Source organism: Streptomyces sp. TRM64462 (genome assembly GCF_013362995.1).
In the GTDB taxonomy this organism is placed as follows: Bacteria; Actinomycetota; Actinomycetes; order Streptomycetales; family Streptomycetaceae; genus Streptomyces.
Map to the genome: position 1 here is coordinate 1 of NZ_JABWDV010000454.1, position 26880 is coordinate 26880.

Annotated in this window: 27 protein-coding genes; 16 read left to right on the forward strand and 11 right to left on the reverse strand. The window is 71.4% G+C overall.

Annotated features, from left to right (window positions below):
• The 3 genes from HTZ82_RS29500 to HTZ82_RS29510 all read right to left on the reverse strand — a co-directional run.
• A partial coding sequence (locus tag HTZ82_RS29500; RefSeq protein WP_175412451.1) for a hypothetical protein occupies positions 1–652 on the reverse strand: 652 nt, incomplete at its 3' end.
• A 70-nt stretch (positions 653–722) separates the two neighbouring features.
• On the reverse strand, positions 723–1814 hold the full coding sequence (gene cobT, locus HTZ82_RS29505) for a nicotinate-nucleotide--dimethylbenzimidazole phosphoribosyltransferase (RefSeq protein ID WP_175412452.1): 1092 nt from the start codon (positions 1812–1814) through the stop codon (positions 723–725).
• Between the two features lie 30 nt (positions 1815–1844).
• Entirely contained in the window at positions 1845–3044 is a 1200-nt protein-coding gene (locus HTZ82_RS29510) for a bifunctional adenosylcobinamide kinase/adenosylcobinamide-phosphate guanylyltransferase (protein ID WP_175412453.1), read from the reverse strand.
• Positions 3045–3135: 91 nt separating this feature from the next.
• Between HTZ82_RS29510 and HTZ82_RS29515 the strand changes: the two genes are divergently transcribed.
• The gene (locus HTZ82_RS29515; protein WP_175412454.1) at positions 3136–3342 is read left to right on the forward strand and encodes a hypothetical protein; all 207 of its coding nucleotides are present in this window, start codon (positions 3136–3138) and stop codon (positions 3340–3342) included.
• A gap of 105 nt (positions 3343–3447) precedes the next feature.
• Here the strand turns inward: HTZ82_RS29515 and HTZ82_RS29520 are convergent, their stop codons facing one another.
• From HTZ82_RS29520 to HTZ82_RS29530, 3 genes are all read right to left on the reverse strand, one after another.
• The gene (locus HTZ82_RS29520; protein WP_175412455.1) at positions 3448–4566 is read right to left on the reverse strand and encodes a S1C family serine protease; all 1119 of its coding nucleotides are present in this window, start codon (positions 4564–4566) and stop codon (positions 3448–3450) included.
• An 82-nt stretch (positions 4567–4648) separates the two neighbouring features.
• Complete coding sequence (locus tag HTZ82_RS29525; protein WP_175412475.1) at positions 4649–5392, reverse strand: class I SAM-dependent methyltransferase; 744 nt, start codon at positions 5390–5392, stop codon at positions 4649–4651.
• Between the two features lie 50 nt (positions 5393–5442).
• Positions 5443–6042 (reverse strand): DUF3043 domain-containing protein, encoded by a 600-nt coding sequence (locus HTZ82_RS29530; protein WP_175412456.1) that lies wholly within the window; start codon positions 6040–6042, stop codon positions 5443–5445.
• Positions 6043–6298: 256 nt separating this feature from the next.
• On the opposite strand from HTZ82_RS29530, the gene HTZ82_RS29535 reads away from it, so the two are divergent.
• From HTZ82_RS29535 to HTZ82_RS29550, 4 genes are all read left to right on the forward strand, one after another.
• The gene (locus HTZ82_RS29535; protein ID WP_175412457.1) at positions 6299–7093 is read left to right on the forward strand and encodes a PspA/IM30 family protein; all 795 of its coding nucleotides are present in this window, start codon (positions 6299–6301) and stop codon (positions 7091–7093) included.
• Positions 7094–7105: 12 nt separating this feature from the next.
• The gene (locus HTZ82_RS29540; RefSeq protein ID WP_175412458.1) at positions 7106–7387 is read left to right on the forward strand and encodes a hypothetical protein; all 282 of its coding nucleotides are present in this window, start codon (positions 7106–7108) and stop codon (positions 7385–7387) included.
• A 193-nt stretch (positions 7388–7580) separates the two neighbouring features.
• Positions 7581–8855, forward strand: coding sequence for a histidine kinase (locus HTZ82_RS29545; protein ID WP_175412459.1), 1275 nt, complete (start codon positions 7581–7583; stop codon positions 8853–8855).
• Entirely contained in the window at positions 8852–9562 is a 711-nt protein-coding gene (locus tag HTZ82_RS29550) for a response regulator transcription factor (protein ID WP_175412460.1), read from the forward strand. The genes HTZ82_RS29545 and HTZ82_RS29550 overlap by 4 nt, the downstream gene beginning before the upstream one ends.
• Before the next feature lie 50 nt (positions 9563–9612).
• Here HTZ82_RS29550 and nadA read toward each other — a convergent pair whose 3' ends face one another.
• Positions 9613–10791, reverse strand: a complete 1179-nt coding sequence (gene nadA / locus HTZ82_RS29555; protein WP_175412461.1) for a quinolinate synthase NadA — start codon at positions 10789–10791, stop codon at positions 9613–9615.
• A 271-nt stretch (positions 10792–11062) separates the two neighbouring features.
• Between nadA and HTZ82_RS29560 the strand changes: the two genes are divergently transcribed.
• Positions 11063–11419 (forward strand): iron-sulfur cluster assembly accessory protein, encoded by a 357-nt coding sequence (locus HTZ82_RS29560; protein WP_019885637.1) that lies wholly within the window; start codon positions 11063–11065, stop codon positions 11417–11419.
• A 113-nt stretch (positions 11420–11532) separates the two neighbouring features.
• Here HTZ82_RS29560 and HTZ82_RS29565 read toward each other — a convergent pair whose 3' ends face one another.
• Both HTZ82_RS29565 and HTZ82_RS29570 read right to left on the reverse strand, forming a co-directional pair.
• Positions 11533–13008, reverse strand: a complete 1476-nt coding sequence (locus HTZ82_RS29565; protein WP_309235770.1) for a hypothetical protein — start codon at positions 13006–13008, stop codon at positions 11533–11535.
• A 122-nt stretch (positions 13009–13130) separates the two neighbouring features.
• Positions 13131–13337 (reverse strand): hypothetical protein, encoded by a 207-nt coding sequence (locus HTZ82_RS29570; protein ID WP_175412462.1) that lies wholly within the window; start codon positions 13335–13337, stop codon positions 13131–13133.
• A gap of 129 nt (positions 13338–13466) precedes the next feature.
• Between HTZ82_RS29570 and HTZ82_RS29575 the strand changes: the two genes are divergently transcribed.
• Positions 13467–14441 carry a carbohydrate kinase family protein gene (locus HTZ82_RS29575; protein ID WP_175412463.1) on the forward strand — a complete coding sequence of 325 codons (975 nt, stop codon included), beginning with the start codon at positions 13467–13469 and terminating at the stop codon, positions 14439–14441.
• Between the two features lie 143 nt (positions 14442–14584).
• Here the strand turns inward: HTZ82_RS29575 and HTZ82_RS29580 are convergent, their stop codons facing one another.
• Positions 14585–15976, reverse strand: a complete 1392-nt coding sequence (locus HTZ82_RS29580) for a cysteine desulfurase/sulfurtransferase TusA family protein (RefSeq protein ID WP_175412464.1) — start codon at positions 15974–15976, stop codon at positions 14585–14587.
• Positions 15977–16269: 293 nt separating this feature from the next.
• Between HTZ82_RS29580 and coxB the strand changes: the two genes are divergently transcribed.
• The 4 genes from coxB to HTZ82_RS29600 all read left to right on the forward strand — a co-directional run bounded on the left by coxB (position 16270) and on the right by HTZ82_RS29600 (position 20812).
• Positions 16270–17238, forward strand: a complete 969-nt coding sequence (gene coxB, locus HTZ82_RS29585) for a cytochrome c oxidase subunit II (protein ID WP_175412465.1) — start codon at positions 16270–16272, stop codon at positions 17236–17238.
• A complete protein-coding gene (gene ctaD / locus HTZ82_RS29590; RefSeq protein ID WP_175412466.1) occupies positions 17235–18983 on the forward strand; it encodes a cytochrome c oxidase subunit I in 1749 nt (582 codons plus the stop codon). Before coxB ends, ctaD begins: the two co-directional genes overlap by 4 nt.
• Positions 18980–19378, forward strand: coding sequence for a cytochrome c oxidase subunit 4 (locus HTZ82_RS29595; RefSeq protein ID WP_175412467.1), 399 nt, complete (start codon positions 18980–18982; stop codon positions 19376–19378). Before ctaD ends, HTZ82_RS29595 begins: the two co-directional genes overlap by 4 nt.
• Before the next feature lie 183 nt (positions 19379–19561).
• Positions 19562–20812: an Ig-like domain-containing protein gene (locus HTZ82_RS29600; RefSeq protein WP_175412468.1), complete on the forward strand. Its 1251-nt coding sequence runs from the start codon at positions 19562–19564 to the stop codon at positions 20810–20812.
• Between the two features lie 51 nt (positions 20813–20863).
• On the opposite strand, the gene HTZ82_RS29605 is transcribed toward HTZ82_RS29600, so the two are convergent.
• Positions 20864–21265, reverse strand: a complete 402-nt coding sequence (locus HTZ82_RS29605; RefSeq protein ID WP_175412469.1) for a response regulator transcription factor — start codon at positions 21263–21265, stop codon at positions 20864–20866.
• A 201-nt stretch (positions 21266–21466) separates the two neighbouring features.
• Here HTZ82_RS29605 and HTZ82_RS29610 point away from each other — a divergent pair, with 201 nt between their 5' ends.
• The 5 genes from HTZ82_RS29610 (at position 21467) to trpD (ending at position 26819) form a co-directional block, all read left to right on the forward strand.
• The gene (locus HTZ82_RS29610; protein WP_175412470.1) at positions 21467–22087 is read left to right on the forward strand and encodes a heme-copper oxidase subunit III; all 621 of its coding nucleotides are present in this window, start codon (positions 21467–21469) and stop codon (positions 22085–22087) included.
• 64 nt (positions 22088–22151) lie between these two features.
• Complete coding sequence (locus HTZ82_RS29615) at positions 22152–22961, forward strand: c-type cytochrome (RefSeq protein ID WP_175412471.1); 810 nt, start codon at positions 22152–22154, stop codon at positions 22959–22961.
• A complete protein-coding gene (locus tag HTZ82_RS29620; protein ID WP_175412472.1) occupies positions 22958–24007 on the forward strand; it encodes a ubiquinol-cytochrome c reductase iron-sulfur subunit in 1050 nt (349 codons plus the stop codon). The genes HTZ82_RS29615 and HTZ82_RS29620 overlap by 4 nt, the downstream gene beginning before the upstream one ends.
• Positions 24004–25635, forward strand: coding sequence for a cytochrome bc complex cytochrome b subunit (locus HTZ82_RS29625; RefSeq protein ID WP_175412473.1), 1632 nt, complete (start codon positions 24004–24006; stop codon positions 25633–25635). Before HTZ82_RS29620 ends, HTZ82_RS29625 begins: the two co-directional genes overlap by 4 nt.
• Positions 25636–25754: 119 nt before the next feature.
• On the forward strand, positions 25755–26819 hold the full coding sequence (gene trpD / locus HTZ82_RS29630) for an anthranilate phosphoribosyltransferase (RefSeq protein ID WP_175412474.1): 1065 nt from the start codon (positions 25755–25757) through the stop codon (positions 26817–26819).
• The last annotated feature ends 61 nt before the right edge of the window (positions 26820–26880 follow it).

The window sequence follows — 26880 nt, forward strand, 5'->3', positions numbered from 1 at the left end:
GGCGCTGACGCCGCGCCACGACCCCGTACACGACGACGATCGCCGCGATGGCCGCCAGGTGCTCCTTGCCGGCCAGGTTCGTCTTGACGATCACCTCGACGACCATGGCGACGACGACCAGCCACCCCGTCAGCCACGCCCGGTACCGCCAGCACACGAACACGGCGAGCCCGACGACCGCCGCCGAAGGCCCGGTGTCGATGACGCGCGCGTCCGACGCGGGCAGCCCCAGCGGGCTGTCCGGGCCCAGCGCGATGCCCACGCGCGCGTACATCGTCCCGGCCAGCGTCGCCACGTACGCGATGACGAGCGTCCGCTTCCGGCCGAGGCAGATCTCCGAGATGCCGAACACCAGCAGGATCTGCGCCAGCGCCCCCCACACCGGCAGGTCGAGCGCCGGAACGAACAGCGACAGCGGCGTCCGCAGCAGCGCGAGCCACACGGGGTCCTCGGCGCGCACCGAGCCGATGTTCTGCACCGGCTGGTAGCCCCACGCCTGGTTCTGCACCACCTGGAACAGCGCCGTCAGCGACACCGCGCCCAGCGTCAGCGCGACCGCCCTCCACCCCCGCGCGGCCAGCGCCGCCCGTACGGTCCCGAACAGCGGTCCCCACTCGCGGCGCGCGAACTCCCTCACGGCAGGGCTCACCATGCACCGGACCTTTCCATGAAACGCGACGATGTCGAGGAAGGCCGGAGCATCGCGCGCCATGGCGGAGACGTCAGTCCGAGCCGCCCTCCGCGCGCGCGTCCTCCGGGTCCGGCCGGCCGGGCCGTTCCGGCAGCTCCGCGGCGAGGGCCGCGGCGGCCTGGACGAGGGGGAGGGCGAGCAGTGCCCCGGTTCCTTCCCCCACAGTGACGCCGTGATCGAGCAGCGGGTTGAGCGCCATCCGGTCCAGCGCCTTCGCCTGCGCCGGCTCCCCGCTCACCTGGCCCGCCAGCCACCAGTCCGGCGCCCGGAACGCCGCCCGCTGCCCCACCAGCGCGCACGCCGCCGACACGACACCGTCCAGGATCACCGGCATCCGCCGCACCGCGGCCTGCAGCAGGAACCCGGTCGTCGCCGCGATGTCCGCTCCGCCGACCGCCGCCAGCAGCTCCAGCTGGTCGCCCAGCACCGGCCGGGCCCGCCGCAGCGCGTCCCGGATCGCCGCGCACTTGCGCATCCACGCCAGGTCGTCGATGCCCGCACCGCCCCGCCCGGTCACCACCGAGGCGTCCGTACCGCACAGCGCCGCGATCAGCGTCGCCGCGACCGTGGTCCCGCCGACACTCAGGTCGCCCAGCACCACCAGGTCCGTCCCCGAGTCGGCCTCCTCGTCGGCGACGGCCATGCCGAGCCGTACGGCCTGCTCGGCCTCCTCCGCCGTGAGCGCGTCCTCGATGTCGATACGGCCGCTGCCGCGCCGCACCCGGTGCCGTACGACGTCCTCGGGCAGCAGCTCCGGCTCGCAGTCCAGGCCCGCGTCCACGACGCGCACCGGCACGTCCATCCGCCGCGCCAGCACGGCCAGCGGACTCGCCCCGTCCAGCACGTCCCGTACGAGCCGGTGCGCCGTCCCCGCGGGGCGCCCCGAGACGTCCAGCTTCGCGATCCCGTGGTCGGCGGCGAACAGCACGACCCGCGGTCTCTCCACGGCCCGTACGGGCACGGCCCCCTGAGCCGCGGCCAGCCACTCGCCCAGCTCGTCGAGACGGCCCAGCGCGCCGGCCGGTACGGCCAGCCGCTCCCGGCGTTCCTCGGCGTCCCGGCGGACACCGCCGTCGGGGCGTTCGATCAGGTTGGAGAAGTCGTCGAGATTCAGCCTGCTCATTCGCGGAACAGTACCGGGCGCGGGCGAACGTCAGCCGCGCAGGACGAGAACCTGCCCGGAGACGACGCAGAGCACCTGCTCGCACTCGTCCGCGACGGCCGCGTTGAGCCGCCCCAGCTCGTCGCGGAACCGCCGCCCGGCCGCCGTCGCGGGCACCACTCCGCTGCCCACCTCGTTGGTGACCGCGACGACCGTACGGGACGTGCCGCGCACCGCCGCGACCAGCTCGCCCACCCGCTCCCGCAGCGCCTTCTCGCCGCCGTGCGCCCAGGTGTCGTCGTCCCAGGCGCCCACCCGGTCCATGGCGTCCGTGAGCCACAGCGACAGACAGTCGATCAGCAGCGGCGGCCCGCCGGCCGTGAGCAGCGGCACCAGCTCGCAGGTCTCCTCGGTACGCCACGACCCGGGCCGCCGGTCCCGGTGCAGCCCCACGCGCGCGGCCCACTCCGGATCGCCCTCGCGGCTGCCGCTGGTCGCCACGTACGTGACGTCGGGGAACGACTCCAGGCGCCGCTCGGCCTCCAGGGACTTCCCCGACCGGGCTCCGCCCGTGACCAGCGTGCGCCGCGGCACGGCCGGCGTCTCCCGGTACCCGCCCACCGCCAGCGACGTCCCGTCCGGCACGGCACGCGCCCCGGCCGCCGCGAGCCGCCGGTCCAGTTCCGCGCCCTGCGGCACGTCGTGGTCCAGGTGCACGGCCAGCACGTCCGTGTCCGGGCCGACGGCGCCCGCACCGCGCAGCCGGGCCAGCCCGTCGGGCCGCCCCACGACGTCCGCGACGACCGCGTCGTACGGACGGGCCGACGGCACGAGCCCGGCGGGCGCCCCGCCGCGCGGCAGGTACAGCAGCCGACCGCCCTCCAGGGACGTCACCTCGTACCCGGTGCCGGGCGCGTCCATGGGCACGGCCCGCACCCGGTGCCCGCTGATCAGCGTCAGCTCCCGCCCGTCCGGGACCCGGCCCGCCGCCGGGAGCCCCGCCGGGAGCTCCACGGCGGGCCCGTCGTGCGGGTGGGTCAGCAGGACCTGCCGTACACCGGACAGCGTGTGCCCGGCGCGGGCGGCGGCGAGGGCGGCCCCGGGGGTGAGGTCGAGGAGCAGGGCGCCGTCCACGAGCAGCGAGGTCGCCGCCCGCGCGGACGCGCCCCGCGCGAGGGCGCACACGGCGCAGGGGCAGCCGGGTCGGGGGAGCCCGGTGGACGCACCGGTGCCGAGCAGAGTCAGTTCCACGTACCCGATCCTCCCGCGAGCCACGGCGCGGTGCGCGCCCGGCTACGCTGCGGGCAGGAAACAGCACGCTGGTGGGACGCGGGAGGCGCACATGGCATGGACGTGGCGGTTCGAGAAGTCCGACGGCACGGAGGTGGAGCCGGCGGTCACGCCCGAGGAGTTCACCACGCAGGGCGACGCGGAGTCCTGGATCGGCGAGACATGGCGGGACCTCCTGGAGGGCGGCGCCGACCAGGCGACGCTCTTCGAGGACGACACCAGGATCTACGGCCCGATGCCCCTGAACGCGGAGTCCTGACGAGCGCGGACATCCGGCCCCGGCCTGAGCCCCCTCGCGGCCCCGTGCCCAGGGGGCTCACGGCTGCCTGCGCGCGTGCCTACGGCCGCTACGCGCGCGGAGCGGCTACATCTCGCCCAGCGTGACCGTCACCGACCGCGCCTTGCCCGCGCGGACGAACCGGACCGTCACCTTGTCGCCCGGCTGGTGGGACGCGAGGGCCTCCAGGAGCGAGGTGATGGTGGTGATCGGCGCGTCGCCCAGGCGGGTGATGATGTCCCCGGCCCGCAGCCCCGCGGCCGCCGCCGCCCCGTCCGGCAGGACCCGCTCCACGGCCACCCCCGCCGGCCGGTACTCGTCGTCCAGGACCGTGCGCCCGGAGATGCCCAGCGCGGCCCGCCCCGAGTCCCGTACCTCCCCGAACTTCACGATCTGGTCGGCGACCGTCCGCACCATGGACACCGGGATGGCGAAGCCGATCCCGGACGCCGCGCCCCCGCCCAGCTCGGGGTCGACGGCGGCGAGCGTGGGGATGCCGATGACCTCGCTGTCGAGGTTGACGAGCGCGCCACCGCTGTTGCCGGGGTTGATGGGCGCGGACGTCTGCACCATGTTGCCGATCGTCGCGCCCGTACCGCTGCCCGTACGGCTCGCGCTGACGGTCCGTCCGATGGCCGAGACGATGCCCTGCGTGACGCTGCCGGACAGGCCGAGCGGCGAGCCCATGGCCAGGACGATCTGCCCGACCTCCACCTCCGACGAGTCGCCGAACTTCGCCGGGCGCACGCCTTCGGGAGGGGTGCCCTCCAGCTTGATGACGGCGAGGTCCTGCTCCGGGTAGCTGAACACCAGCCGCGCCGTGAGCGGCTGTTCGCGGGTGACGACCGTGACCCGGAAGTTCTGGGAGTCGCCCACGACGTGGGCGTTCGTCACGATGTGACCCTGGTCGTCGTACACGATCCCGGAGCCGAGGCTCTGCCCGGCCTCGATGGTGACCACCGACGGCAGCACGTTCTTGATCACGTTCTGGTAGTCGGCCTGCAGGTCGTCCGCCTGCCGCCGGGCCCGCGGCGCCTCCGCCGCCTCGCTCGCCGCCCGGGGCCCCGTGGCCCGCGACTCCGCGGCGGCCGGCCCGGCGGGCCCGGTGGGCGGCACGGCCGAGCAGCCGCCCAGCAGGGCGGCCGCGGTCACACCGGCGGCTACGGGCAACAGCAGCGCACGCACACGCGGGGAAAGGGCATCCATGTCCGGAGTATCCCTTTCGCCCACCTGGGGTGGCCTGTGCAGCGCATCCGAACAGGGGGCCCGCCGTGAGACGCGCGGGATCTCAGCCGCGTACGCCGCACAGGTGCAGCAGCGCCGCCACCCGGCGGTACGGATCGGTCCGCCCCGCCCGGTCCTCCGCGGCCAGCAGCCGGTCCAGCTCCTCGGCCGGGGGCAGCCCCACGTCGCTGGGCACGTTGTCCGTGAAGACCCGTACGCCGTACCAGGCCTGGAGCGGCGCCGCGATTCCGGCGAGCGTCGCCGTCAGCGTGTCCAGCCGGTCCGCCCGCACCGGCAGCCCGAGCCGGCTCGTGCAGCGGTCCGACTCGTACGCCGCCAGGGCGCCCGACCAGTCCCCGGCCAGCCCCGGCCGCATGGCCAGGGCGTCCGCGTTCCGTACCACCAGGGACAGGAGCCCGCCGGGCGCCAGCATCCGGGCGAGACCCGCCAGCAGCGCGTCGGGGTCCTCGACGTACATGAGCACCCCGTGGCACAGCACCACGTCGAAGCTGCCCGGCAGGAAGTGCACACCCGTCTCGCGGCCGTCGCCCTCGATCAGCCGGAACCGCTCACGGATCCCCGCCGGCTCGCTCGCCAGCGCCTCACGCGCGGCCTTCAGCATGTCGGGGTCGGACTCCAGGCCCGTCACGGTGTGGCCCGCCCGGGCCAGCCGCAGCGCCTGGGTGCCCTGCCCCATGCCCACGTCGAGGATCCGCAGCCGCTGCCCCACCGGGTAGCGGGCCGCTATCTGCTCGTCGAGCTGGCGCGCGACGAGCTCCTGGCGGACGGTGTTGCGCAGTCCACCCAGCCCGTCCAGCCAGTCGGCCGATGCGCCCCCGAAACCGGAGACCTCCGTGCTCAGGGCCGCTCTCCCCGTTTGACCTGCGGCTTCGGCAGGCGCAGCCGGCGCATCTGGAGCGTACGCATCAGGCCGTACGCCACCGCGCCGCGCTTCGGCTCGTTCGGGAAGCGCTGATTGAGCTGCTTCTTCAGCCGGATCGTCAGACCGATCGAGTCGACCACGATCATCACGATGACACCCAGCCACAGCAGCGTGGCGATGGTCTGCATCTGACCGCTCCGCCCGACCACGGACAGGATCAGGATGACCACGGCCAGCGGCAGGAACAGCTCGGCGACGAAGAACCGCGAGTCCACGAAGTCACGGACGAAACGGCGCACCGGACCCCGGTCACGGGCGGGCAGGAACCGCTCGTCCCCGCTCGCGAGCGCCTCGCGCTGGCGAGCCAGGTCGGCACGGCGCGCCTCCCGCTGGCGGCGCATGGCCTCCTTGCGGTCCAGCGCAGGCGTCACCGCCCTCCGGCGCTGGGTCTGGGCCTCACTCCGCTTGGGAGTGGGCCGGCCCTTCGGGGCCTGCGGGTCACGGGGCTGCTTGGAGAGGTCCGCCGTCACCTTGCCGGTGGGGGCCTTCTCATCCTTCGAACGGCTACGGAACACAAAGCCCAAGGGTACGGGGTACCGGGCATGGACCCCAGCCCGGTGGGGAACGATCCGGCAACGGCCCGCGTCCCTGGAGAACAACGGGGTCCCTGAGCGCCATCTACTCCCTGGGCCTGAGAGGGAACGACGGCAGTCGTTCTTGGGGAGGAGCGCATCGGGCCTCGAACAGTGCGGTAATGGAGGCAGGGCCCGTACTGTGGGTTCTGTCGGAGTGCTGCAGCCGAAGTCGGTCAGAAGGGGGCGCGCGAAGCCCATGAGCGGTGTGATGAAGCGTATGGGGATGATCTTCCGCGCGAAGGCGAACAAGGCCCTGGACCGGGCCGAGGACCCGCGCGAGACCCTCGATTACTCGTACCAGAAACAGCTGGAACTGCTCCAGAAGGTGCGGCGCGGCGTCGCCGACGTGGCGACCTCGCGCAAGCGCCTCGAGCTCCAGCTCAACCAGCTGCAGGGCCAGTCGTCCAAGCTGGAGGACCAGGGCCGCAAGGCGCTGGCGCTGGGCCGTGAGGACCTGGCGCGCGAGGCGCTGTCCCGGCGCGCGGCCCTCCAGCAGCAGGTCACGGACCTGGAGACGCAGCACCAGACCCTCCAGGGCGAGGAGGAGAAGCTGACGCTCGCCGCCCAGCGGCTCCAGGCCAAGGTGGACGCCTTCCGTACGCGGAAGGAGACGATCAAGGCCACGTACACGGCGGCGCAGGCACAGACCCGGATCGCCGAGTCGTTCTCCGGCATCTCGGAGGAGATGAGCGACGTCGGCGTCGCCATCCAGCGCGCCGAGGACAAGACCGCCCAGCTCCAGGCGCGGGCGGGCGCCATCGACGAGCTCCTCGCATCCGGCGCCCTCGACGACCAGTCGGGCCTCGCGAAGGACGACATCCAGGCCGAGCTGGACCGCCTGTCGGGCGGCACGGACGTCGAGCTGGAGCTTCAGCGCATGAAGGCCGAGCTGGCCGGCGGGACGACGCCGCAGCAGGCCATCGAGGGCGGCGACGGCACGCAGCAGGGCCAGAACCAGCAGCAGTCCCAGCCGAGGTTCGACAAGCAGTAAGGACGGCGCGTCATGATCGTAAGGATCATGGGGGAGGGCCAGGTGAAGCTGGCCGACAGCCACTTCGCCGAACTGGACACGCTCGACGACGAGCTGCTCGCGGAGATGGAGACCGGCGACGAGGCCGGTTTCCGCCGCACCCTGCACGCGCTCCTGCACAAGGTCCGCGAACTGGGCGAGCCGCTCCCCGACGACTCCCTGGAGCCGTCCGAACTCATCCTCCCGTCCCCCGACGCCACCCTGGACGAGGTCCGCTCCCTCCTCTCCGACACAGGCCTGATCCCCCCGGCCTGACCTGCTGCCGGTTCTGCTGTGGGCATGCGTTCCGCAGGGCGATGGGGGTCCCCCCTGCTCGAGCGAAGTCGAGAGCTTGGGGGAGGGTGGGCACAGCGAAACCGGCCCCCCAGGGGCCGCTCCCGCTCCCGCCCCGCGCCCGTCATCCGCCAGGTGCGCCGGCCCCGCGCCCCGGGCCGTACCCTCGCTTCTCGTGAGGACCCTCCGAAACGCGCTGCCGCGCGCCCGCGACTGGCTACGGGCCCACCCCCTGGCGCTGGACGCCGCCCTCGCCCTCGCGGTGCTCGCCGCCATGGTCCTGGGCTCCTTCGCCGACCCCCACGGCTCCCGCACCGGCCCCACCTTCGGCACCCGCACCCCTGGCCCCGGCAGCGTCGCGCTCATGGTCCTGGGCGCCTCCGCCCTCGTCCTGCGGCGCCGTGCCCCTCTCCCCGTCCTCGCCTTCACCAGCGCCGTGACCGTCGCGGAACTCGTCGCGGGCGACCCGCAGGCCCCCGTCGCGATGAGCGCCGTCGTCGCGCTCTACACCGTCGCGTCCCGCACCGACCGCCCCACCACCTGGCGCGTCGGACTCGCCACGATGACCGTCCTCACGGCCGCCGCGATGTCCTTCGGCTCCGCCCCCTGGTACACCCAGCAGAACCTCGGCCTCTTCGCGTGGACCGGCATGGCGGCCGCCGCGGGCGACGCGGTCCGCAGCCGCCGCGCCTTCGTGGACGCCATACGGGAGCGCGCCGAACGCGCCGAACGCACCCGCGAGGAGGAGGCCCGCCGCCGCGTCGCCGAGGAGCGCCTGCGCATCGCCCGCGACCTGCACGACGTCGTCGCGCACCACATCGCCCTGGTCAACGTTCAGGCGGGCGTCGCCGCGCACATCATGGACAAACGCCCGGACCAGGCGAAGGAGGCACTCGCGCACGTCCGCGAGGCGAGCCGTTCCGCCCTGGACGAGCTGCGCGCGACCGTCGGCCTGCTCCGCCAGTCCGGCGACCCGGAGGCGCCCACGGAGCCCGCGCCCGGCCTGGCCGTCCTGGACGACCTGCTCGACACGTTCCGCCACGCGGGCCTTCCCGTGAAGCTGGCCCGCACCGACCAGGGCGTCCACGTGCCCGCGGCCGTCGACCTCGCGGCGTACCGCATCGTCCAGGAGGCCCTCACGAACGTCCGCAAGCACGCGGGCCCCGGCGCCACCGCGGAGGTGAGCGTGCTGCACGTGGGCCGCACCATCGAGGTCACCGTCCTCGACGACGGCACCCCGGCCGACGCCCGGAGCGGTCCCGCCGCAGGCGACGAGACGCCCCTCGCCACCGCCCCGCCGCCCGCCACCGCCACCGCCACCGCCGCGCCCGCCACCGGCGGCCACGGGCTCCTCGGCATGCGCGAGCGCGTCACGGCACTCGGCGGCGCCCTCACCACCGGCCCCCGCTACGGAGGCGGCTTCCGCGTCCAGGCGATACTTCCGCTATGACGACGCCCGAGCCGATCAAGGTGCTGCTCGCCGACGACCAGGCCCTGCTGCGCAGCGCGTTCAAGGTGCTGGTCGACTCCGAACCGGACATGCGCGTCGTGGGGGAGGCGTCCGACGGCGCCGAGGCCGTCGCCCTGGCCCGCACCACCGCTCCGGACGTCGTCCTCATGGACATCCGCATGCCGGGCACCGACGGCCTCGCCGCGACCCGACTGATCACCGCCGACCCGGCGCTGGACGGGGTCCACGTCGTCATGCTGACCACCTTCGAGGTCGACGAGTACGTCGTGCAGTCGCTGCGCGCCGGCGCCTGCGGGTTCCTCGGCAAGGGCGCCGAACCCGACGAGCTGCTGAACGCCATCCGCGTCGCCGCCGGCGGCGAGGCCCTCTTGTCGCCCGCCGCCACCAAGGGCCTCATCGCCCGCTTCCTCGCCCAGGGCGGCAACGGCGCCGACCCGGGAAGCGGCGCCGCCGGCGAAGGCACCCGCGCGGAACGCCTCTCCGCCCTCACCGGGCGCGAGCGCGAGGTCCTCGTCCATGTCGCGGCCGGCCTCTCCAACGACGAGATCGCCGAACGCCTGGAAGTCAGCCCGCTCACGGTGAAGACCCACGTCAACCGCACCATGGCCAAACTCACCGCCCGCGACCGCGCCCAACTCGTCGTGATCGCCTACGAGTCGGGCCTGGTACGTCCGAGGACGGGCTGAGGGGCGCCCCGCCAGGGGCGCCCCTCGAAAGCCTGCGTGCCGCGAGCGCGCTACGGCAGCGCCAGCATCCGCTCCAGCGCGAGCTTCGCGAAGCTCTCGGTCTCCCGGTCCACCACGATCCGGTTCACGAGCTTGCCCTCCGCCAGCGACTCCAGCGCCCACACCAGATGCGGCAGGTCGATCCGGTTCATCGTCGAGCAGAAGCACACCGTCCGGTCGAGGAACACGATCTCCTTGCCCTCGTCCGCGAAACGATTCGCCAGTCGCCGGACCAGGTTCAGCTCCGTACCGATCGCCCACTTGGAGCCGGCCGGCGCCGCCTCCAGCGTCTTGATGATGTACTCCGTCGAGCCCACGTAGTCCGCCGCGGCGACGACCTCGTGCTTGCACTCCGGGTGGACGAGCACGTTCACGCCGGGGATGCGCTCCCGCACCTCCTGGACCGAGTCCAGCGAGAACCGTCCGTGCACCGAGCAGTGTCCGCGCCACAGGATCATCTTCGCGGCGCGCAGCTCCTCCGCCGTGAGCCCGCCGTTCGGCTTGTGCGGGTTGTAGACCACGCAGTCGTCCAGGGACATGCCCATGTCGCGGACGGCGGTGTTCCGGCCCAGGTGCTGGTCCGGCAGGAAGAGGACCTTCTCACCCTGCTCGAACGCCCAGTCCAGCGCGCGCCTGGCGTTGGACGACGTACAGATCGTGCCGCCGTGCTTGCCGGTGAAGGCCTTGATGTCGGCGGAGGAGTTCATGTACGAGACGGGGACGGTGAGGTCCGCGACGCCCGCGTCCGTCAGGACGTCCCAGCACTCCGCGACCTGCTCGGCGGTGGCCATGTCGGCCATCGAGCAGCCGGCGGCCAGGTCCGGCAGGACGACCTTCTGGTCGTCGCCGGTCAGGATGTCCGCCGACTCGGCCATGAAGTGCACCCCGCAGAAGACGATGTACTCGGCCTCGGGCCGGGCCGCCGCGTCGCGGGCGAGCTTGAAGGAGTCGCCGGTGACGTCCGCGAACTGGATGACCTCGTCGCGCTGGTAGTGGTGGCCGAGGACGAAGACCTTGTCCCCGAGCTTCTCCTTGGCCGCGCGGGCGCGCTCCACCAGGTCCGGGTCGGACGGCGAGGGGAGGTCGCCGGGGCAGTCCACGCCCCGCTCGCTCTTGGCGTCGGCCTCGCGGCCGAGCAGCAGCAGGGCGAGCGGCGTCGGCTGGACATCCAGGGGCTGGGCGGTGGTCACGTCACGCACCCTTTCTACTGAGCTTCTACGGAGCCTTTTCGTCTAAATGACGCTATCTATCATAACCGGTTCACGTCACTTTGACGATGTCCATAGTGTCGATGTGACGAATTCGCTCTCCACAGGCCGGTGCTTGCGTCGTCCGGGGTGTGCGAGCATGAAGAGACAGGCGAGCGGGAAAGACAAGCGCTCGGCTCGGAATGAATCCGCGGCCCCGCCGGTTGCACCGACCGTCGGCAAGCAGTCTCCGTACAACCCGGGAGAGAAGCAGATGTCCGTATCGGACGAGAAGACCACTGTCAGCGACGGCATCCTTCTGTCGGACGCCGCTGCGGCCAAGGTCAAGGCCCTGCTCGACCAGGAAGGCCGCGACGACCTGGCCCTGCGCGTCGCCGTTCAGCCGGGCGGCTGCTCCGGCCTGCGTTACCAGCTCTTCTTCGACGAGCGCTCGCTCGACGGGGACGTCGTCAAGGACTTCGGCGGCGTCAAGGTCGTCACCGACCGCATGAGCGCCCCGTACCTGGGCGGCGCCTCCATCGACTTCGTCGACACGATCGAGAAGCAGGGCTTCACGATCGACAACCCGAACGCCACCGGCTCCTGCGCCTGCGGCGACTCCTTCAGCTGACGAGCGGCCCGCACAGCGGCGCGCGAAGCACCTGACGAAGGCGGCGGCCCCCGGACCACTGGTCCAGGGGCCGCCGCCTTTTCCGTACGGACCCGTACGGACCGTACTGTCCGCTACCTGCGCGGCACCGCCTCGCCGCTCACCGCGTCCACGACCTTCCGGTCGCCCAGCGGCTCCCGCAGCGTCACCGTGTCGCTCAGATCCACGGCGATCGCGATGCAGATCCGGTCCAGCTCGATGGGCGTCTCGTACACACGCACCCGCACCTCGGTCGGCGTCTCCTCGGCCCGTACGGTGTACCGGCTGCACACCCCGCCCGTGAACCACACCGTCAGCGTCCGGTCCGTCGCCGCGTACCGGTCGACCCGCGTATGCGTGGCGCCCGGCTCCCCGGGCTCCGGTGCCAGCTTCTCCACCGGCACCGCCGGGAACGCGAACCGGTACCGCTCGCCGTCCGCCCGCTGCGCGTCGAACAGCCAGGACGGTACGAGGGCCTGCCTGCCCTTCTCCAGCTGGCCGGCCAGCCCGAAGACCGCCCCGTGGATCGTCACGGTCGCCGGCGGCGTCGCGGACCCGGCGCTCGGCTCGCACCGCCCGCCCGGGTCCGTACCCGTCGGACTGTCGGCCGTGCCGTCGCCGCCCATGGCGCGGCCCGGGCCGTCGTGCGGCACCGGAGTGGCGCAGCCGCCGATACGGCCCCGGTGCGCGACCGACTCGTTCAGCTCACGCACCGCCTGCTCCGCGCTCATCACCGGGTACGAGGGTCCCTTCACCGGCTCCAGCAGCCGCCCGCTCCCGCCGACCACCTCGCCACCGGGGCCCACGCGGATGCCGGTCGCCCAGTCGAACGTCGGGAACCCGGCCACCACCGGGTCGGCGTTCACGACCCGCACCGCGTCCATCACCTGCGACGCGTCCAGCCGGGCGTCGTCCAGGCCCAGGGCCGTCAGCACCGGCGCCGCGGCCTTCTTCGCGGCCTCCTCGCCCACCGGCTTGCCCGTGGGGGAGCCCGGCGGGCACTTCTTCGCCCCCTTCGGGCAGTTGTCCGTCACCGGGCCGCCCGCGTCGTACGACCAGGTCGCGGGCGCCTCCCTGTTCACGCGCAGGATCGGGCCCGTACCGTCCTTCTGCGGTCCGATCCGCCAGCCGGCGTCGTCGCGCTGCGGGGTGCCCGGCACGCCGAGCAGCCGCGCGAGGCGCTGCACGTCGTCCAGGTCGGCGGCGCCCTGTGGCCGGTAGGCGTGCGCCTTCTCCGGCCCCTTCGGCAGGGGCCCCGCCACGCGGTACATCCCGCCGCTCGGGTCCGGCTCGCCGGGGGCGATGCCCGGGGCCGTCTCACCTCCGGACGGCGACGGCGACGGCGCGGGCGAGAGCCCCGGACCCCCGCCGCGCCCGTCGGCGACGGCCGCGTTCTCCGTCCCGCCCCGCTCGCCGCCGGCCGCGGCCACCGCCAGATACGTGCCGCCGCCCGCGGCCAGGACCGCCGCGGCCACCAGGGACACGGCGAGCGGCGAACGCCGCCGACCGGGGCCGGCGTCCGTGCGCTCGACGTCTGTGGGCTCGGCGCCTGTGGGCTCGGTCTCGCTCACCGCAACGCTCCTTCGTCGGTCCTATCCCCTGTCGTATCTCCTTTTGACGGGAGACACCGGTGGGACGGAGCGGACGGGCGAGCGGTTCCGCAGGCGCGTAGCCCTCGTACCCCTCCCGGTGGTCAGGCCCCGTACTCCGGCGTGGCGTCGATCAGCCGCGCCGAGGCGGTGGGCACGACCACGCCGTGGATCAGCGACGGCGGCACGGGAGCGGGCGCGGCGGCCGCCGGAACCACCCAGTGCGGCGCCATCCGCGCGGAGTCCCCGCGCAGCTGGGCCAGGGTCGGCTCGGAGTCCTGCCGCTCGTACGACGCGATGGTGTTCGGCATACCGGCACCGTACGCACGCGGAAGCGGAGCGAGAAAGACCTACTATCGGGTAGTTTCCCCTGTTCGCAGCCGCCCCACGACCGGGTAGCGTGAGATGTCAACGCTGTCTCCCCGCAGGAGCAACCCGCCGTGCGTATCGCAGTCACCGGCTCCATCGCCACCGACCACCTCATGACCTTCCCCGGCCGATTCGCCGACCAGTTCGTCGCCGATCAGCTGCACACGGTCTCCCTCTCCTTCCTCGTCGACAACCTCGACGTCCGCAGGGGAGGGGTCGGCGCCAACATCTGCTTCGGCATGGGCCAGCTCGGCACCCGCCCGATCCTCGTCGGCGCCGCCGGTTCCGACTTCGACGAGTACCGCGCCTGGCTCGACCGCAACGGCGTGGACACCGGCTCCGTACGGATCTCCGAGGTCCTGCACACCGCGCGCTTCGTCTGCACCACCGACGCCGACCACAACCAGATCGGCTCCTTCTACACCGGTGCCATGAGCGAGGCCCGCCTCATCGAGCTCAAGGCCGTCGCCGACCGCGTGGGCGGCCTCGACCTCGTCCTGATCGGCGCCGACGACCCCGAGGCGATGCTCCGCCACACCGAGGAGTGCAAGACCCGCGGCATCCCGTTCGCCGCGGACTTCTCGCAGCAGATCGCCCGCATGAACGGCGACGAGATCCGCACCCTCCTCGACGGCGCGACGTATCTCTTCTCGAACGAGTACGAGAAGGGCCTCATCGAGAGCAAGACCGGCTGGACCGACGAGGAGATCCTCGGCCGCGTCGGCCACCGCGTCACCACGCTCGGCTCGCGCGGCGTCCGCATCGAGCGCGTGGGCGAATCCGCCATCGAGGTGGGCTGCCCGGAGGAGTCGGCCAAGGTCGACCCGACCGGCGTCGGCGACGCGTTCCGCGCGGGCTTCCTCTCCGGCCTGTCGTGGGGCGTCGGCCACGAGCGCGCCGCGCAGGTGGGCTGCATGCTCGCCACGCTGGTCATCGAGACGCTCGGCACCCAGGAGTACACGCTCCGCCGCACCCACTTCATGGAGCGCTTCACCAAGACCTACGGCGACGAGGCAGCCGCCGAGGTCCAGGCGTACCTGCCCTGACCCGCTCTCCCACCCGCCCGCCCCTCAGGTGAAGGGGTACTCCGTACCCCTTCACCCCCGCCCCGCCGCTCCGCGCCGGGGGACAAACCCCGTCCGGCAGCCGCCCGGTCCCCCCAGGCCCCGGCCCACCCCGCCGCCGGGCGTCACGCCCGCCGTCGCACCACGTACGCCGCTCCGCGCCCGGCGGGCTCCTCGCCCACGTACTCCTGCCCCCGCATCTCGCACCACGCCGGAATGTCGAGCCGCGCCGCCGAGTCGTCCGCGAGCACCCGCACCGTGCCGCCGACCGGCACGTCGCCGATCACCTTCGCCAGCTCGATCACCGGCACCGGGCACCGCTTCCCCAGCGCGTCCACCACCAGCGCCCCGTCCCCGGTGGACTCGGCGGCCGCCGCCTGGCCCGACGCCGGCGCCCCGAGCTGCTCCCGGACTCCCGCCACCGCCCCCGGCAGCACCTCCAGGAACCGCTCCACCTCCGCATCGGGCACCCCCAGCGGCAGCGACACCCGTACGTTCCCCTCCGACAGCACGCCCATGGCACGCAGGACATGGCTGGGCGTCAGCGTCGAACTCGTACACGACGAACCGGACGAAACAGAAAAACCCGCCCCGTCCAGGGCGTGCAGCAACGCCTCCCCGTCGACATACAGACACGAGAACGTGACCAGGTGCGGCAGCCGCCGCACCGGATCGCCCACGACCTCCGCGTCCGGCACCGACTCGGCCACCCGCGCCCGGATGCGGTCCACCAGCGCCCGCAGCCGCGCCGCCTCGGCCGCCGCCTCGTCCCGTACGGCGCGCAGCGAGGCGGCCGCCGCCACGACGGCCGGAATGTTCTCGAAGCCCGGCGCCCGCCCCGACTCCCGCTCGTCCGCGGGCCCCTGACCGGCGAACCGCACCCCCTTGCGCACCACGAGCAGCCCGACCCCCGCCGGTCCGCCCCACTTGTGCGCGCTGCCCGTCAGCAGCGACCAGTCACCGTCCACCCGCCCCCACCCGAGCGACTGCGCCGCGTCCACCAGCAGCGGCACCCCCGCCGCCCGGCACGCCTCCGCCACCTCGGCCACCGGCTGCACCGTGCCCACCTCGTGGTTGGCCGACTGCAGACACGCCAGCGCCGTGTCGTCGCGCAGCGCGGCCGCGTACGCCTCCGGGTCCACCGCCCCGGACCGCCGCACGGCCACCTCGGTCACCGCCCCGCCGTCCGCCTCGTGCGCGGCCGCCGCGTGCAGCACCGAGGAGTGCTCCACCGCCGACACCACCAGGTGCCGCCCCGTCCGCCACCGCCCCGCGAGCGCCCCGGCCATCCCCGTGTGCACCGCCCGCGTCCCCGATGGAGTGAACGTCAGCTCGTCCGGCCGGCACCCCACCGCGTCGGCGGCCGCCTCCCGCGCGGCGTCCAGCAGCATCCGCGCCCGCCGCCCCTCCCGGTACAACCGGGCGGGATCGGCCCACCCTTCGTCCAGGGACGCGAGCAGCGCCTGCCGGGCGACCGGGTGCAGGGGAGCGGAGGAGGCGACGTCGAAGTAGACCACCCGCCCACGCTAACTCCGCCGCCGGCGCCGTGGCGCCCGGCGGTGCGTGCCCCCGTCGGCATCACCCGCCCGAGACGCCCCGAACGGGCATGCGATCAGTGCTCCGACCTGCGCAGTCAACCCGAAAGAGGGGTCGGGCGGCGCGTTGGGCACCCTCCCCGCGCGACGCCAAATAGCGTCCAGTAGGGTTTGGTCCGCATAAACATCCAAACCCCTGCCCGCGTCAGGGCCGGCGACCGACCAGCGAGACGGCCGCAGCCGACCCGCGGGCGAGACTCTCGGGAAGGCGCTACGTGAGTCCCAACGGCTCCGACCGCTCGTCGCGGCGCCCGATGCGGCGGAAGCTGCCGCAGGTGCTGACTGCGGGCCTGATCCTGGCTACCGCCTCCGGTTGTTCGTACAACTGGGAGGACTTCCCCCGCCTCGGTATGCCCACCCCGGTGACGGAAGAGGCCCCGCGGATCCTCTCCCTCTGGCAGGGCTCGTGGGCGGCTGCGCTCGTCACGGGCGTGCTCGTGTGGGGCCTGATCCTGTGGAGCGTCGTCTTCCACCGGCGCAGCCGCACCAAGGTCGAGGTTCCTCCGCAGACCCGGTACAACATGCCGATCGAGGCGCTGTACACGGTGACCCCGCTCATCATCGTCTCGGTGCTCTTCTACTTCACCGCGCGTGACGAGTCCAAGCTCCTCGCTCTCTCCGACAAGCCGGCCCACACCGTCAACGTGGTCGGCTACCAGTGGAGCTGGGGCTTCAACTACATCGAGAACGTGGACGGCGACGCCACCACGGGCACCGAGGTGCCCAAGGAGCTCGGCGCCATTCCGGACAAGTTCCAGAAGGAGTTCCCCGCGGGTGCCGAGGGCGTCTACGACGCCGGTATCCCGGGAACGCGGAACCCGCAGACCGGTAACCCCGGCCCGACGCTGTGGCTGCCGAAGGGCGAGAAGGTCCGGTTCGTCCTGACCTCGCGTGACGTCATCCACTCCTTCTGGGTGGTGCCGTTCCTGATGAAGCAGGACGTCATCCCGGGCCACACCAACGTCTTCGAGGTGACGCCCACCCAGGAGGGCACCTTCCTGGGCAAGTGCGCCGAGCTCTGCGGCGTCGACCACTCCCGGATGCTCTTCAACGTCAAGGTCGTCTCCCCGGAGCGCTACCAGCAGCACCTGAAGGAGCTGGCCGAGAAGGGGCAGACCGGCTTCATCCCGTCGGGCATTGAGCAGACGGACCCGGCCAGGAATGCGGAGAAGAACCAACTGTGAGCATCCTCAACGAACCTCAGGGTGCCGCCGAGGCAGCTGACGGCTCGAAGGAGCCGTACGCGAACGAGCTGCCCGTACGGCGCAAGCAGCCCGGCAACGTCGTCGTCAAGTGGCTCACCACCACCGACCACAAGACGATCGGTACGCTGTACCTGATCACGTCGTTCGTCTTCTTCTGCGTCGGCGGCGTGATGGCGCTCTTCATGCGCGCCGAGCTGGCCCGTCCGGGCACGCAGCTGATGTCGAACGAGCAGTTCAACCAGGCGTTCACGATGCACGGCACGATCATGCTGCTGATGTTCGCGACGCCGCTGTTCGCCGGATTCGCGAACTGGATCATGCCGCTGCAGATCGGCGCGCCCGACGTGGCGTTCCCGCGGCTGAACATGTTCGCCTACTGGCTGTACCTCTTCGGCTCGATCATCGCCGTGGCCGGCTTCCTCACCCCGCAGGGTGCGGCCGACTTCGGCTGGTTCGCCTATGCCCCGCTCTCGGACGCGGTCCACTCCCCGGGTGTCGGCGGCGACCTGTGGATCATGGGCCTGGCCTTCTCCGGCTTCGGTACGATCCTCGGCTCGGTCAACTTCATCACCACGATCATCTGCATGCGCGCTCCCGGCATGACGATGTTCCGCATGCCGATCTTCACGTGGAACGTGCTGCTGACCGGTGTCCTGGTCCTGCTCGCCTTCCCGGTCCTCGCCGCCGCGCTCTTCGCGCTGGAGGCCGACCGCAAGTTCGGCGCGCACATCTTCGACCCGGCCAACGGCGGTGCCCTGCTGTGGCAGCACCTCTTCTGGTTCTTCGGCCACCCCGAGGTGTACATCATCGCCCTGCCGTTCTTCGGCATCGTCTCGGAGATCGTCCCGGTCTTCAGCCGTAAGCCGATGTTCGGTTACATCGGTCTGATCGCGGCCACCATCGCGATCGCCGGTCTCTCGGTGACGGTGTGGGCGCACCACATGTACGTCACCGGCGGTGTGCTGCTGCCGTTCTTCTCCTTCATGACGTTCCTCATCGCGGTCCCGACCGGTGTGAAGTTCTTCAACTGGATCGGCACCATGTGGAAGGGCTCGCTGTCCTTCGAGACCCCGATGCTCTGGACCATCGGCTTCCTGGTCACCTTCACCTTCGGTGGTCTGACCGGTGTCATCCTGGCGTCGCCGCCGATGGACTTCCACGTCTCCGACTCGTACTTCGTCGTCGCGCACTTCCACTACGTCGTCTTCGGCACCGTGGTGTTCGCGATGTTCGCCGGATTCCACTTCTGGTGGCCGAAGTTCACCGGAAAGATGCTGGACGAGCGGCTCGGCAAGATCACCTTCTGGACGCTGTTCATCGGCTTCCACGGCACGTTCCTCGTCCAGCACTGGCTGGGTGCCGAGGGCATGCCGCGCCGGTACGCGGACTACCTGGCGGCCGACGGCTTCACCGCGCTGAACACGGTCTCCACGATCGCCTCGTTCCTGCTCGGCATGTCGCTGCTCCCGTTCTTCTACAACGTCTGGAAGACCGCGAAGTACGGCCAGAAGATCGAGGTCGACGACCCGTGGGGCTACGGCCGCTCCCTGGAGTGGGCGACGTCCTGCCCGCCGCCGCGGCACAACTTCCTCACGCTGCCGCGCATCCGTTCCGAATCGCCGGCGTTCGACCTGCACCACCCTGAGATCGCCGCGATCGACCAGCTCGAGAACCAGGGCCGTACGGACACCGCGCTCGTCGGCGGCAAGGAGGCCGGCAAGTGAAGATCCAGGGCAAGATGTTCATCTGGCTGAGCTTCTTCATCCTGGCCATGGCCATCCTGTATGGCCTGTGGTCGAAGGAGCCGGTCGGCACCACGGCGCTGTTCATGGCCTTCGGCCTGGCGATCATGGTCGGCTACTACCTGGCCTTCACGGCCCGGCGGGTCGACGCCATGGCGCAGGACGACAAGCAGGCCGACGTCGCGGACGAGGCCGGTGAGCTCGGCTTCTTCTCGCCGCACAGCTGGCAGCCGCTCTCCCTGGCCGCCGGTGGCGCGTTCGCCTTCCTGGGCGTCGCCATCGGCTGGTGGCTGCTGTACTTCTCGCTGCCCCTCATCCTCATCGGTATCTGGGGCTGGGTCTTCGAGTACTACCGGGGCGAGAACCAGAACCAGTAGGCGGTAGCACCCCCGCGGTGCAGGGGCCCGGCGACCTCCGCAAGGAGGCCGCCGGGCCCCTCGCCGTTTCCGTGGCGGTTCCGTGGTGCTTCCCTGGCGCTCCCGTGGTGCCGCTGTCGCGCCGTCATCCTTTTGCAGTCATCCCGCGTGCCACGTTCGGCGGCTCTTCCTACCGTGTGCTTTATGAGCCACACGCCGAGCGTCCGCACCGCCCTCAGCTGTGCCCTGCTGGTCGTCGTCGCAGGCGCCGGCACGGTCTCCTGCGGCGGGCCGGACGAACACCCGCTCGCCGCACGCCCCTACGACGCGGCACAGCAGATCGCCTTCAACGGGCCGGGCAAGAACCGCAAGGCGGCTCTCGACCGGCCCCTCGAAGTCACCGCCACGGGCCAGGACAGCCGCATCACGGACGTCACCGCCGTCGACGAGGGGGGCCACTACCTGGCGGGCGAACTGTCCGCCGACGGCAGCCGCTGGCGCTCCACCGCGCCCCTGGCGGCCGGCGCTCGCTACACCGTCAGCGTCGCCACGGAGAACGGCGACGGCGCCCCCGGCGCCCGCACGCTGACCTTCGAGACCGCACCCGCCAAGAAGCGCCTGAAGGTGGAGTTCGGACCGGAGGCGGGCGAGTACGGCGTCGGACAGCCCCTCACGGCCAAGCTCAGCGCCCCCGTCACCACGACCGCCGGCCGCGCCGCCGTCGAGCGCTCCCTGAAGGTCCGTTCCACCCCCGTCGTCACGGGCGCCTGGCACTGGGTCGACGACAAGGAACTGCACTACCGGCCCAAGGAGTACTGGCCGGCCGGCGCCACCGTCACCCTCAGCAGCAACCTCTCGGGCGTCAGCGTGGGCGGCGACCTCTACGGCACCCACACCGACCCGCTCACCCTCACCATCGGCGACCGCGTCGAGGCCATCACCAACGCCGCCGGGCACTACATGACGTTCAAGCGGAACGGCGAAGTGATCAATACCATTCCGGTGACCACCGGCAAACCGGGCTTCTCCACCCGGAACGGCACGAAAGTGGTCCTGGAGAAGCAGTACTTCGTCCGGATGCGCAGCGCCACCGTGGGCATCGGCGGCAGCGAGTCGTACGACCTGCCCGTCTACTACAACACGCGCGTCACCTGGAGCGGCGAGTACGTCCACGCCGCGCCCTGGTCGGTCGGCTCACACGGATACGCCAACGTCAGCCACGGCTGCGTGGGCATGTCCACCGGCAACGCCGCCTGGTTCTACGAGAACATCCAGCGCGGCGACATCGTGAAGGTCGTCAACAGCATCGGCGAGGACATGGCGCCGTTCGGCAACGGCTACGGGGACTGGAACCTGCCCTGGGACAAGTGGCGGGGCGGCAGCGCCGTCCTGGCCGGCACCCGCGAGGGCACCACCCCCGCCGACCCCGCCCGACTGCGGCCGCGCGCACTGTAGAAGCCGAGCAGCAGGCCCCGGGCGCGCCCGCACGGCGCGCCCGGGCGGCCCTCACGCCTCCACGGACAGGTGGCTGCGCAGCAGCCCCGCCAGCGCCTCCGCCAGCTCCACCGGGTCCACCGGCAGCGTCACCGCGGCGTCCGCCCGGCTCCAGGTCGCCAGCCACGCGTCCTGGGGCCGCCCGATCAGCACCAGCACCGGCGGGCAGCGGAACACCTCGTCCTTGATCTGCCGGCACACGCCCATCCCGCCCGCGGGGACGGCCTCGCCGTCCAGGACGCACACGTCGATCCCGCCCCGCTCCAGCCGCTCCAGCACGGCCGGCAACGTCGCGCATTCGACGTACTCGACCGGGGGAACGTCGGACGCGGGCCTGCGCCCCGCCGCCAGCCGCACCTGCGCGCGGGTGTTCGCGTCGTCGCTGTAGACCAGTACGGTGGCGCTGGACTGCATGGTTCCTCCGAGTGCGTACGGGGAGTGCTCGGTAACCGATGCCGCGGATGCTACTCCGTCCCACAGCCTGTCAACACCGGTCACGCACCGGTTCGGACGCCCCATCGATGAGCCGTTCGGGCAGGATCCCGGGACCCGTCCGAGCGGGGGACACTCCGAACGGCACCCCCCGGAGTGAGGGCGGGATAAGCGACCGACATAATGTCGGTCGTGGCGACAGCAACGACAGTAGATACCGGGCACGCGCACCCGTCGGTCAATCGACCGAACCTCACCAGCGTCGGAACCATCATCTGGCTGAGTTCCGAGCTGATGTTCTTCGCGGCCCTCTTCGCGATGTACTTCACCCTGCGTTCGGTAACGGGTGCCGAATACTGGTCCGAGCAGGCGGGCCACCTGAACTTCCCGTTCTCGGCGACGAACACCACGATCCTGGTGCTCTCCTCACTCACCTGCCAGCTCGGCGTCTTCGCCGCCGAGCGCGGTGACGTGAAGAAGCTCCGCGCCTGGTTCATCGTGACGTTCATCATGGGCGCGATCTTCATCGGCGGCCAGGTCCTGGAGTACACCGAGCTGGTCAAGGACGCGGGCATGTCCCTCGCCTCCGGCCCGTACGGCTCCGTGTTCTACCTGACCACCGGCTTCCACGGCCTGCACGTGACGGGTGGCCTCATCGCCTTCCTGCTGGTTCTCGGCCGGACGTACGCCGCGAGGCGGTTCACCCACGAGCAGGCAACCGCCGCCATCGTCGTGTCCTACTACTGGCACTTCGTCGATGTCGTCTGGATCGGCCTCTTCGCCACGATCTACATGATCAAGTAATCGGGTCACCACCCGAGACATCCAGCAAGCATCGACGCAGAAGATCCTGACACCGGGGTAATCCGTGAAAAAGCTCTCCGCACGACGACGCCATCCGCTGGCGGCGGTCGTCGTCCTACTTCTCGCGCTGGCGGCCACTGGGGGGCTGTACGCCGCGTTCGCACCCGCGGGCGAGGCACAGGCCGATGAGACCGCCCAGTCCCTCGCCATCGAGGAGGGCAAGAAGCTCTACACCGTCGGCTGCGCCAGCTGCCACGGCACCGGCGGTCAGGGCACCTCCGACGGCCCGTCCCTGGTCGGCGTCGGCTCCGCCGCCGTCGACTTCCAGGTCGGCACCGGCCGTATGCCCGCGATGCAGCCGGGCGCCCAGGTCCCGCGCAAGCCGAAGGTCTACTCGCAGGCCGAGACCGACCAGCTCGCGGCGTACATCGCGTCGCTCGGCGCCGGCCCGGTCACGCCGACCGAGAAGCAGTACAGCGTCGAAGGCGCGGACATCGCCAAGGGCGGCGAGCTGTTCCGCAACAACTGCGCCCAGTGCCACAACTTCACCGGCGAGGGCGGCGCGCTGACCAAGGGCAAGTTCGCGCCGAGCCTCGAAGGCGTCAGCGAGAAGCACATCTACGAGGCCATGCAGACGGGCCCGCAGAACATGCCGTCCTTCCCCGACACCACGATGCCGGAGAAGGAGAAGAAGGACATCATCGCGTACGTCAAGGCCGTGAACGGTGAAGAGACGCCGTCCCCCGGCGGCTTCGGTCTGGGCGGCCTCGGGCCGGTCAGCGAGGGCCTGTTCGGCTGGATCTTCGGTCTGGGTTCGCTGATCGCTGTCGCCGTCTGGGTCGCAGCCCACACCGCTAAGGCCAAGAAGTCATGAGTAGCAACGAGATTTCCGAAGAGAGCCTGCCGAGCGAGCAGGACACCGCGCACGGCACGGCGGTAGCCGAGAACCCGTTCGCCGACCCGGGGCTGCCGCCCCACAAGCCCCGCGTCCAGGACATCGACGAGCGGGCCGCCAAGCGCTCCGAGCGCACGGTCGCCCTGCTCTTCACAGTGTCGATGCTGGCCACGGTCGGCTTCATCGCGTCGTTCGTCGCGTTCGACGTCGACAAGATCGTGTACATCTGGCCGCTGGGCCACGTGAGCATCCTGCACGTGATGCTGGGTCTGACGATGGGCATCTCCCTGTTCTGCATCGGCGCGGGCGCGGTCCACTGGGCCCGCACGCTGATGTCGGACGTGGAGGTCGCCGACGACCGTCACCCGATCGAGGCGTCGCCGGAGGTCAAGGCCAAGGTCATGGCCGACTTCCAGGAGGGTGCGGCGGAGTCCGCGCTCGGCCGGCGCAAGCTGATCCGCAACACCATGTTCGGCGCGCTCGCGATGGTGCCGCTGTCCGGCGTCGTGCTCCTGCGCGAGCTCGGCCCGCTGCCCGAGGACAAGCTCCGCAAGACCTCGTGGGCCCGCGGCAAGCAGCTCATCAACATGAACACGAACGAGCCGCTGCGTCCCGAGGACGTCGCCGTGGGTTCGCTGACCTTCGCCAAGCCCGAGGGCCTGGAGGAGGACGACCACGAGTTCAACACGAAGATCGCCAAGGACGCCCTGATGATCGTCCGGATCCAGCCGGAGGACATCAAGGACCGGCGCGAGCTCGAGTGGTCGCACGAGGGCATCGTGGCGTTCTCGAAGATCTGCACCCACGTGGGCTGCCCGATCTCCCTGTACGAGCAGCAGACCCACCACGTCCTCTGCCCGTGCCACCAGTCCACCTTCGACCTCTCCGACGGCGCCCGTGTCATCTTCGGCCCGGCCGGTCACGCCCTTCCGCAGCTGCGGATCGGCGTCAATGACAAGGGCAACCTCGAAGCGCTCGGCGACTTCGACGAGCCGGTCGGTCCTGCATTCTGGGAGCGCGGATGAGCACCACGACCGCAAGCGACACGAACCGGAAGGCGCCCGCCGGTGAGCGGGTGGCCGACTGGGCCGACGGCCGGCTCGGGATCTACTCCCTGGCCAAGGCCAACATGCGGAAGATCTTCCCGGACCACTGGTCCTTCATGCTCGGTGAGATCTGCCTCTACAGCTTCATCATCATCATCCTCACGGGTGTGTATCTGACGCTGTTCTTCCACCCGAGCATGAACGAGATCGTCTACCACGGCTCGTACGTGCCGATGCAGGGCATCCGGATGACGGAGGCCTACGCGTCGACGCTGGACATCAGCTTCGACGTCCGCGGTGGTCTGCTGATCCGCCAGATCCACCACTGGGCGGCGCTGATCTTCCTCGCCGGCATGTTCGTGCACATGATGCGCGTCTTCTTCACCGGCGCGTTCCGCAAGCCGCGTGAGATCAACTGGCTGTTCGGCTTCCTGCTGTTCGTCCTGGGCATGTTCACCGGTTTCACCGGCTACTCGCTCCCGGACGACCTGCTCTCCGGCACCGGTGTCCGCTTCACGCAGGGCGCGATCCTGTCCATGCCGATCGTCGGCACGTACATCTCGATGTTCCTGTTCGGTGGCGAGTTCCCCGGCCACGACATGGTGGCCCGGTTCTACTCGATCCACATCCTGCTGCTGCCGGGCATCATGCTCGGCCTCGTGGTGGCGCACCTGATCCTGGTCTTCTACCACAAGCACACGCAGTTCGCGGGTCCCGGCCGGACCAACAAGAACGTCGTCGGCATGCCGCTGCTGCCGGTCTACATGGCCAAGGCCGGAGGCTTCTTCTTCCTGGTCTTCGGTGTCATCGCGATCATCGCGGCCCTGTTCACCATCAACCCGGTGTGGGCCCTCGGCCCGTACCGCCCCGACATGGTGTCCACCGGCGCCCAGCCCGACTGGTACATGGGCTTCGCCGAGGGTCTCATCCGTGTGATGCCGGGCTGGGAGATCAACATCTGGGGCCACACGCTGGTCCTGGGCGTGTTCATCCCGCTGATGCTGTTCGGCGTGGTCCTGGCCGCGATCGCCGTCTACCCGTTCATCGAGTCCTGGATCACCGGCGACAAGCGCGAGCACCACATCCTGGACCGCCCGCGCAACGCCCCGACGCGTACCGCGCTCGGCGTCGCCTGGGTCACGGCCTACATGATCATGCTGGTCGGTGGTGGCAACGACATCTTCGCCACCCACTTCAACCTGTCGATCAACGCGATCACCTGGTTCGTCCGGATCTTCTACTTCGTCGGACCGGTCCTCGCGTTCATCCTCACCAAGCGGATCTGCCTGGGTCTCCAGCGCCGCGACCGCGACAAGGTGCTGCACGGCCGCGAGACCGGCATCATCAAGCGGCTTCCGCACGGTGAGTTCGTCGAGGTCCACGAGCCCCTCAGCCAGGCGCAGATGCACGCGCTCACCGCGCACGAGCAGTACACGCCGGCCGAGATCGGCCCGACGGTCGACGAGAACGGCGTCGAGCGGAAGCCGACCCGCACGGAGAAGCTCCGCGCGAAGCTCAGCAAGGGCTACTTCGGGGACGGCAACCAGATCCCGAAGGCCACGGTCGAGGAGCACCGGGAGATCAGCAGCGGCCACGGTCACCACTGATCACCTGACCTGAAGGTCGCCACGGCGAGAGCCCCGTCCAATCATCGGACGGGGCTCTTTGCCGTCCCCGGGGATCGATAGGCTGGGACCGTCTCATCCGTACGGACCCAGGAGCGACCATGAGCGCTGTGACCCCCGCTGGAGGACCGACCACGGCGGGCCGCTCCTGGCCCGAGGTCCTCGACGCCCTCCTCTACGGGCGGGACCAGAGCGCCGACGCGACCGCCTGGGCGATGGACCGGATCCTGCGGGGCGAGGCCACCGACGCGCAGATCGCCGGGTTCGCCGTCGCGCTGCGCGCCAAGGGCGAGACGGTCGAAGAGATCACCGGCCTCGTACGGACCATGTACGCGCACGCCCGGACCATCGACGTGCCCGGACCGTCCGTCGACATCGTCGGCACCGGTGGCGACGGCGCCAAGACCGTCAACATCTCCACCATGTCCGCGATCGTCGTCGCCGGCACGGGCGCGAAGGTCGTCAAGCACGGCAACCGGGCCGCGTCCTCCGCGTCCGGCGCCTCCGACGTCCTGGAGAAGCTCGGCGTCAACCTGGAGCTCACCCCCGAGCGGGTGGCCGAGGTCGCCGAGGAGGCCGGGATCACGTTCTGCTTCGCGGTGAAGTTCCACCCGGCGCTCCGCCATGTCGCCGCGGCCCGCAAGGAGCTCGGCATCCGCACGACGTTCAACTTCCTGGGCCCGCTGACCAACCCGGCCCGGGTACGCGCCCAGGCCACCGGTGTGGCCGACGCCCGGATGGCCCCCATCCTGGCGGGCGTCCTCGCGGAGCGCGGCTCGTCGGCGCTGGTGTTCCGCGGCGACGACGGGCTGGACGAGCTGACGACGACGGCGACGTCGCGGGTGTGGGTGGTCCGGGACGGCGCGGTACGCGAGGAGGGCTTCGACCCGCGGGACGTCGGCATCGACCTGGTCCCGGTGGAGGCCCTGCGAGGCGCGGACGCCTCGTACAACGCGGACGTCGCCCGCCGGCTGCTGGCGGGGGAGACCGGGCCCGTACGGGACGCGGTGCTGCTGAACTCGGCGGCGGCGCTGATGGCGCTGGAGCCTTCGGATGCACCGCTGCCGGACCAGATCCGCGCGGGCATCGCCCGGGCGGCGGACTCCATCGACTCGGGCGCGGCCCGGGCAACCCTGGACCGCTGGGTGGCGGCGAGCAACCGCTAATCGGGGGCTCTGCCCCCGAACCCCCGCTCCTCAAGCGCCGGAGGGGCTGATTTTCAGCCCG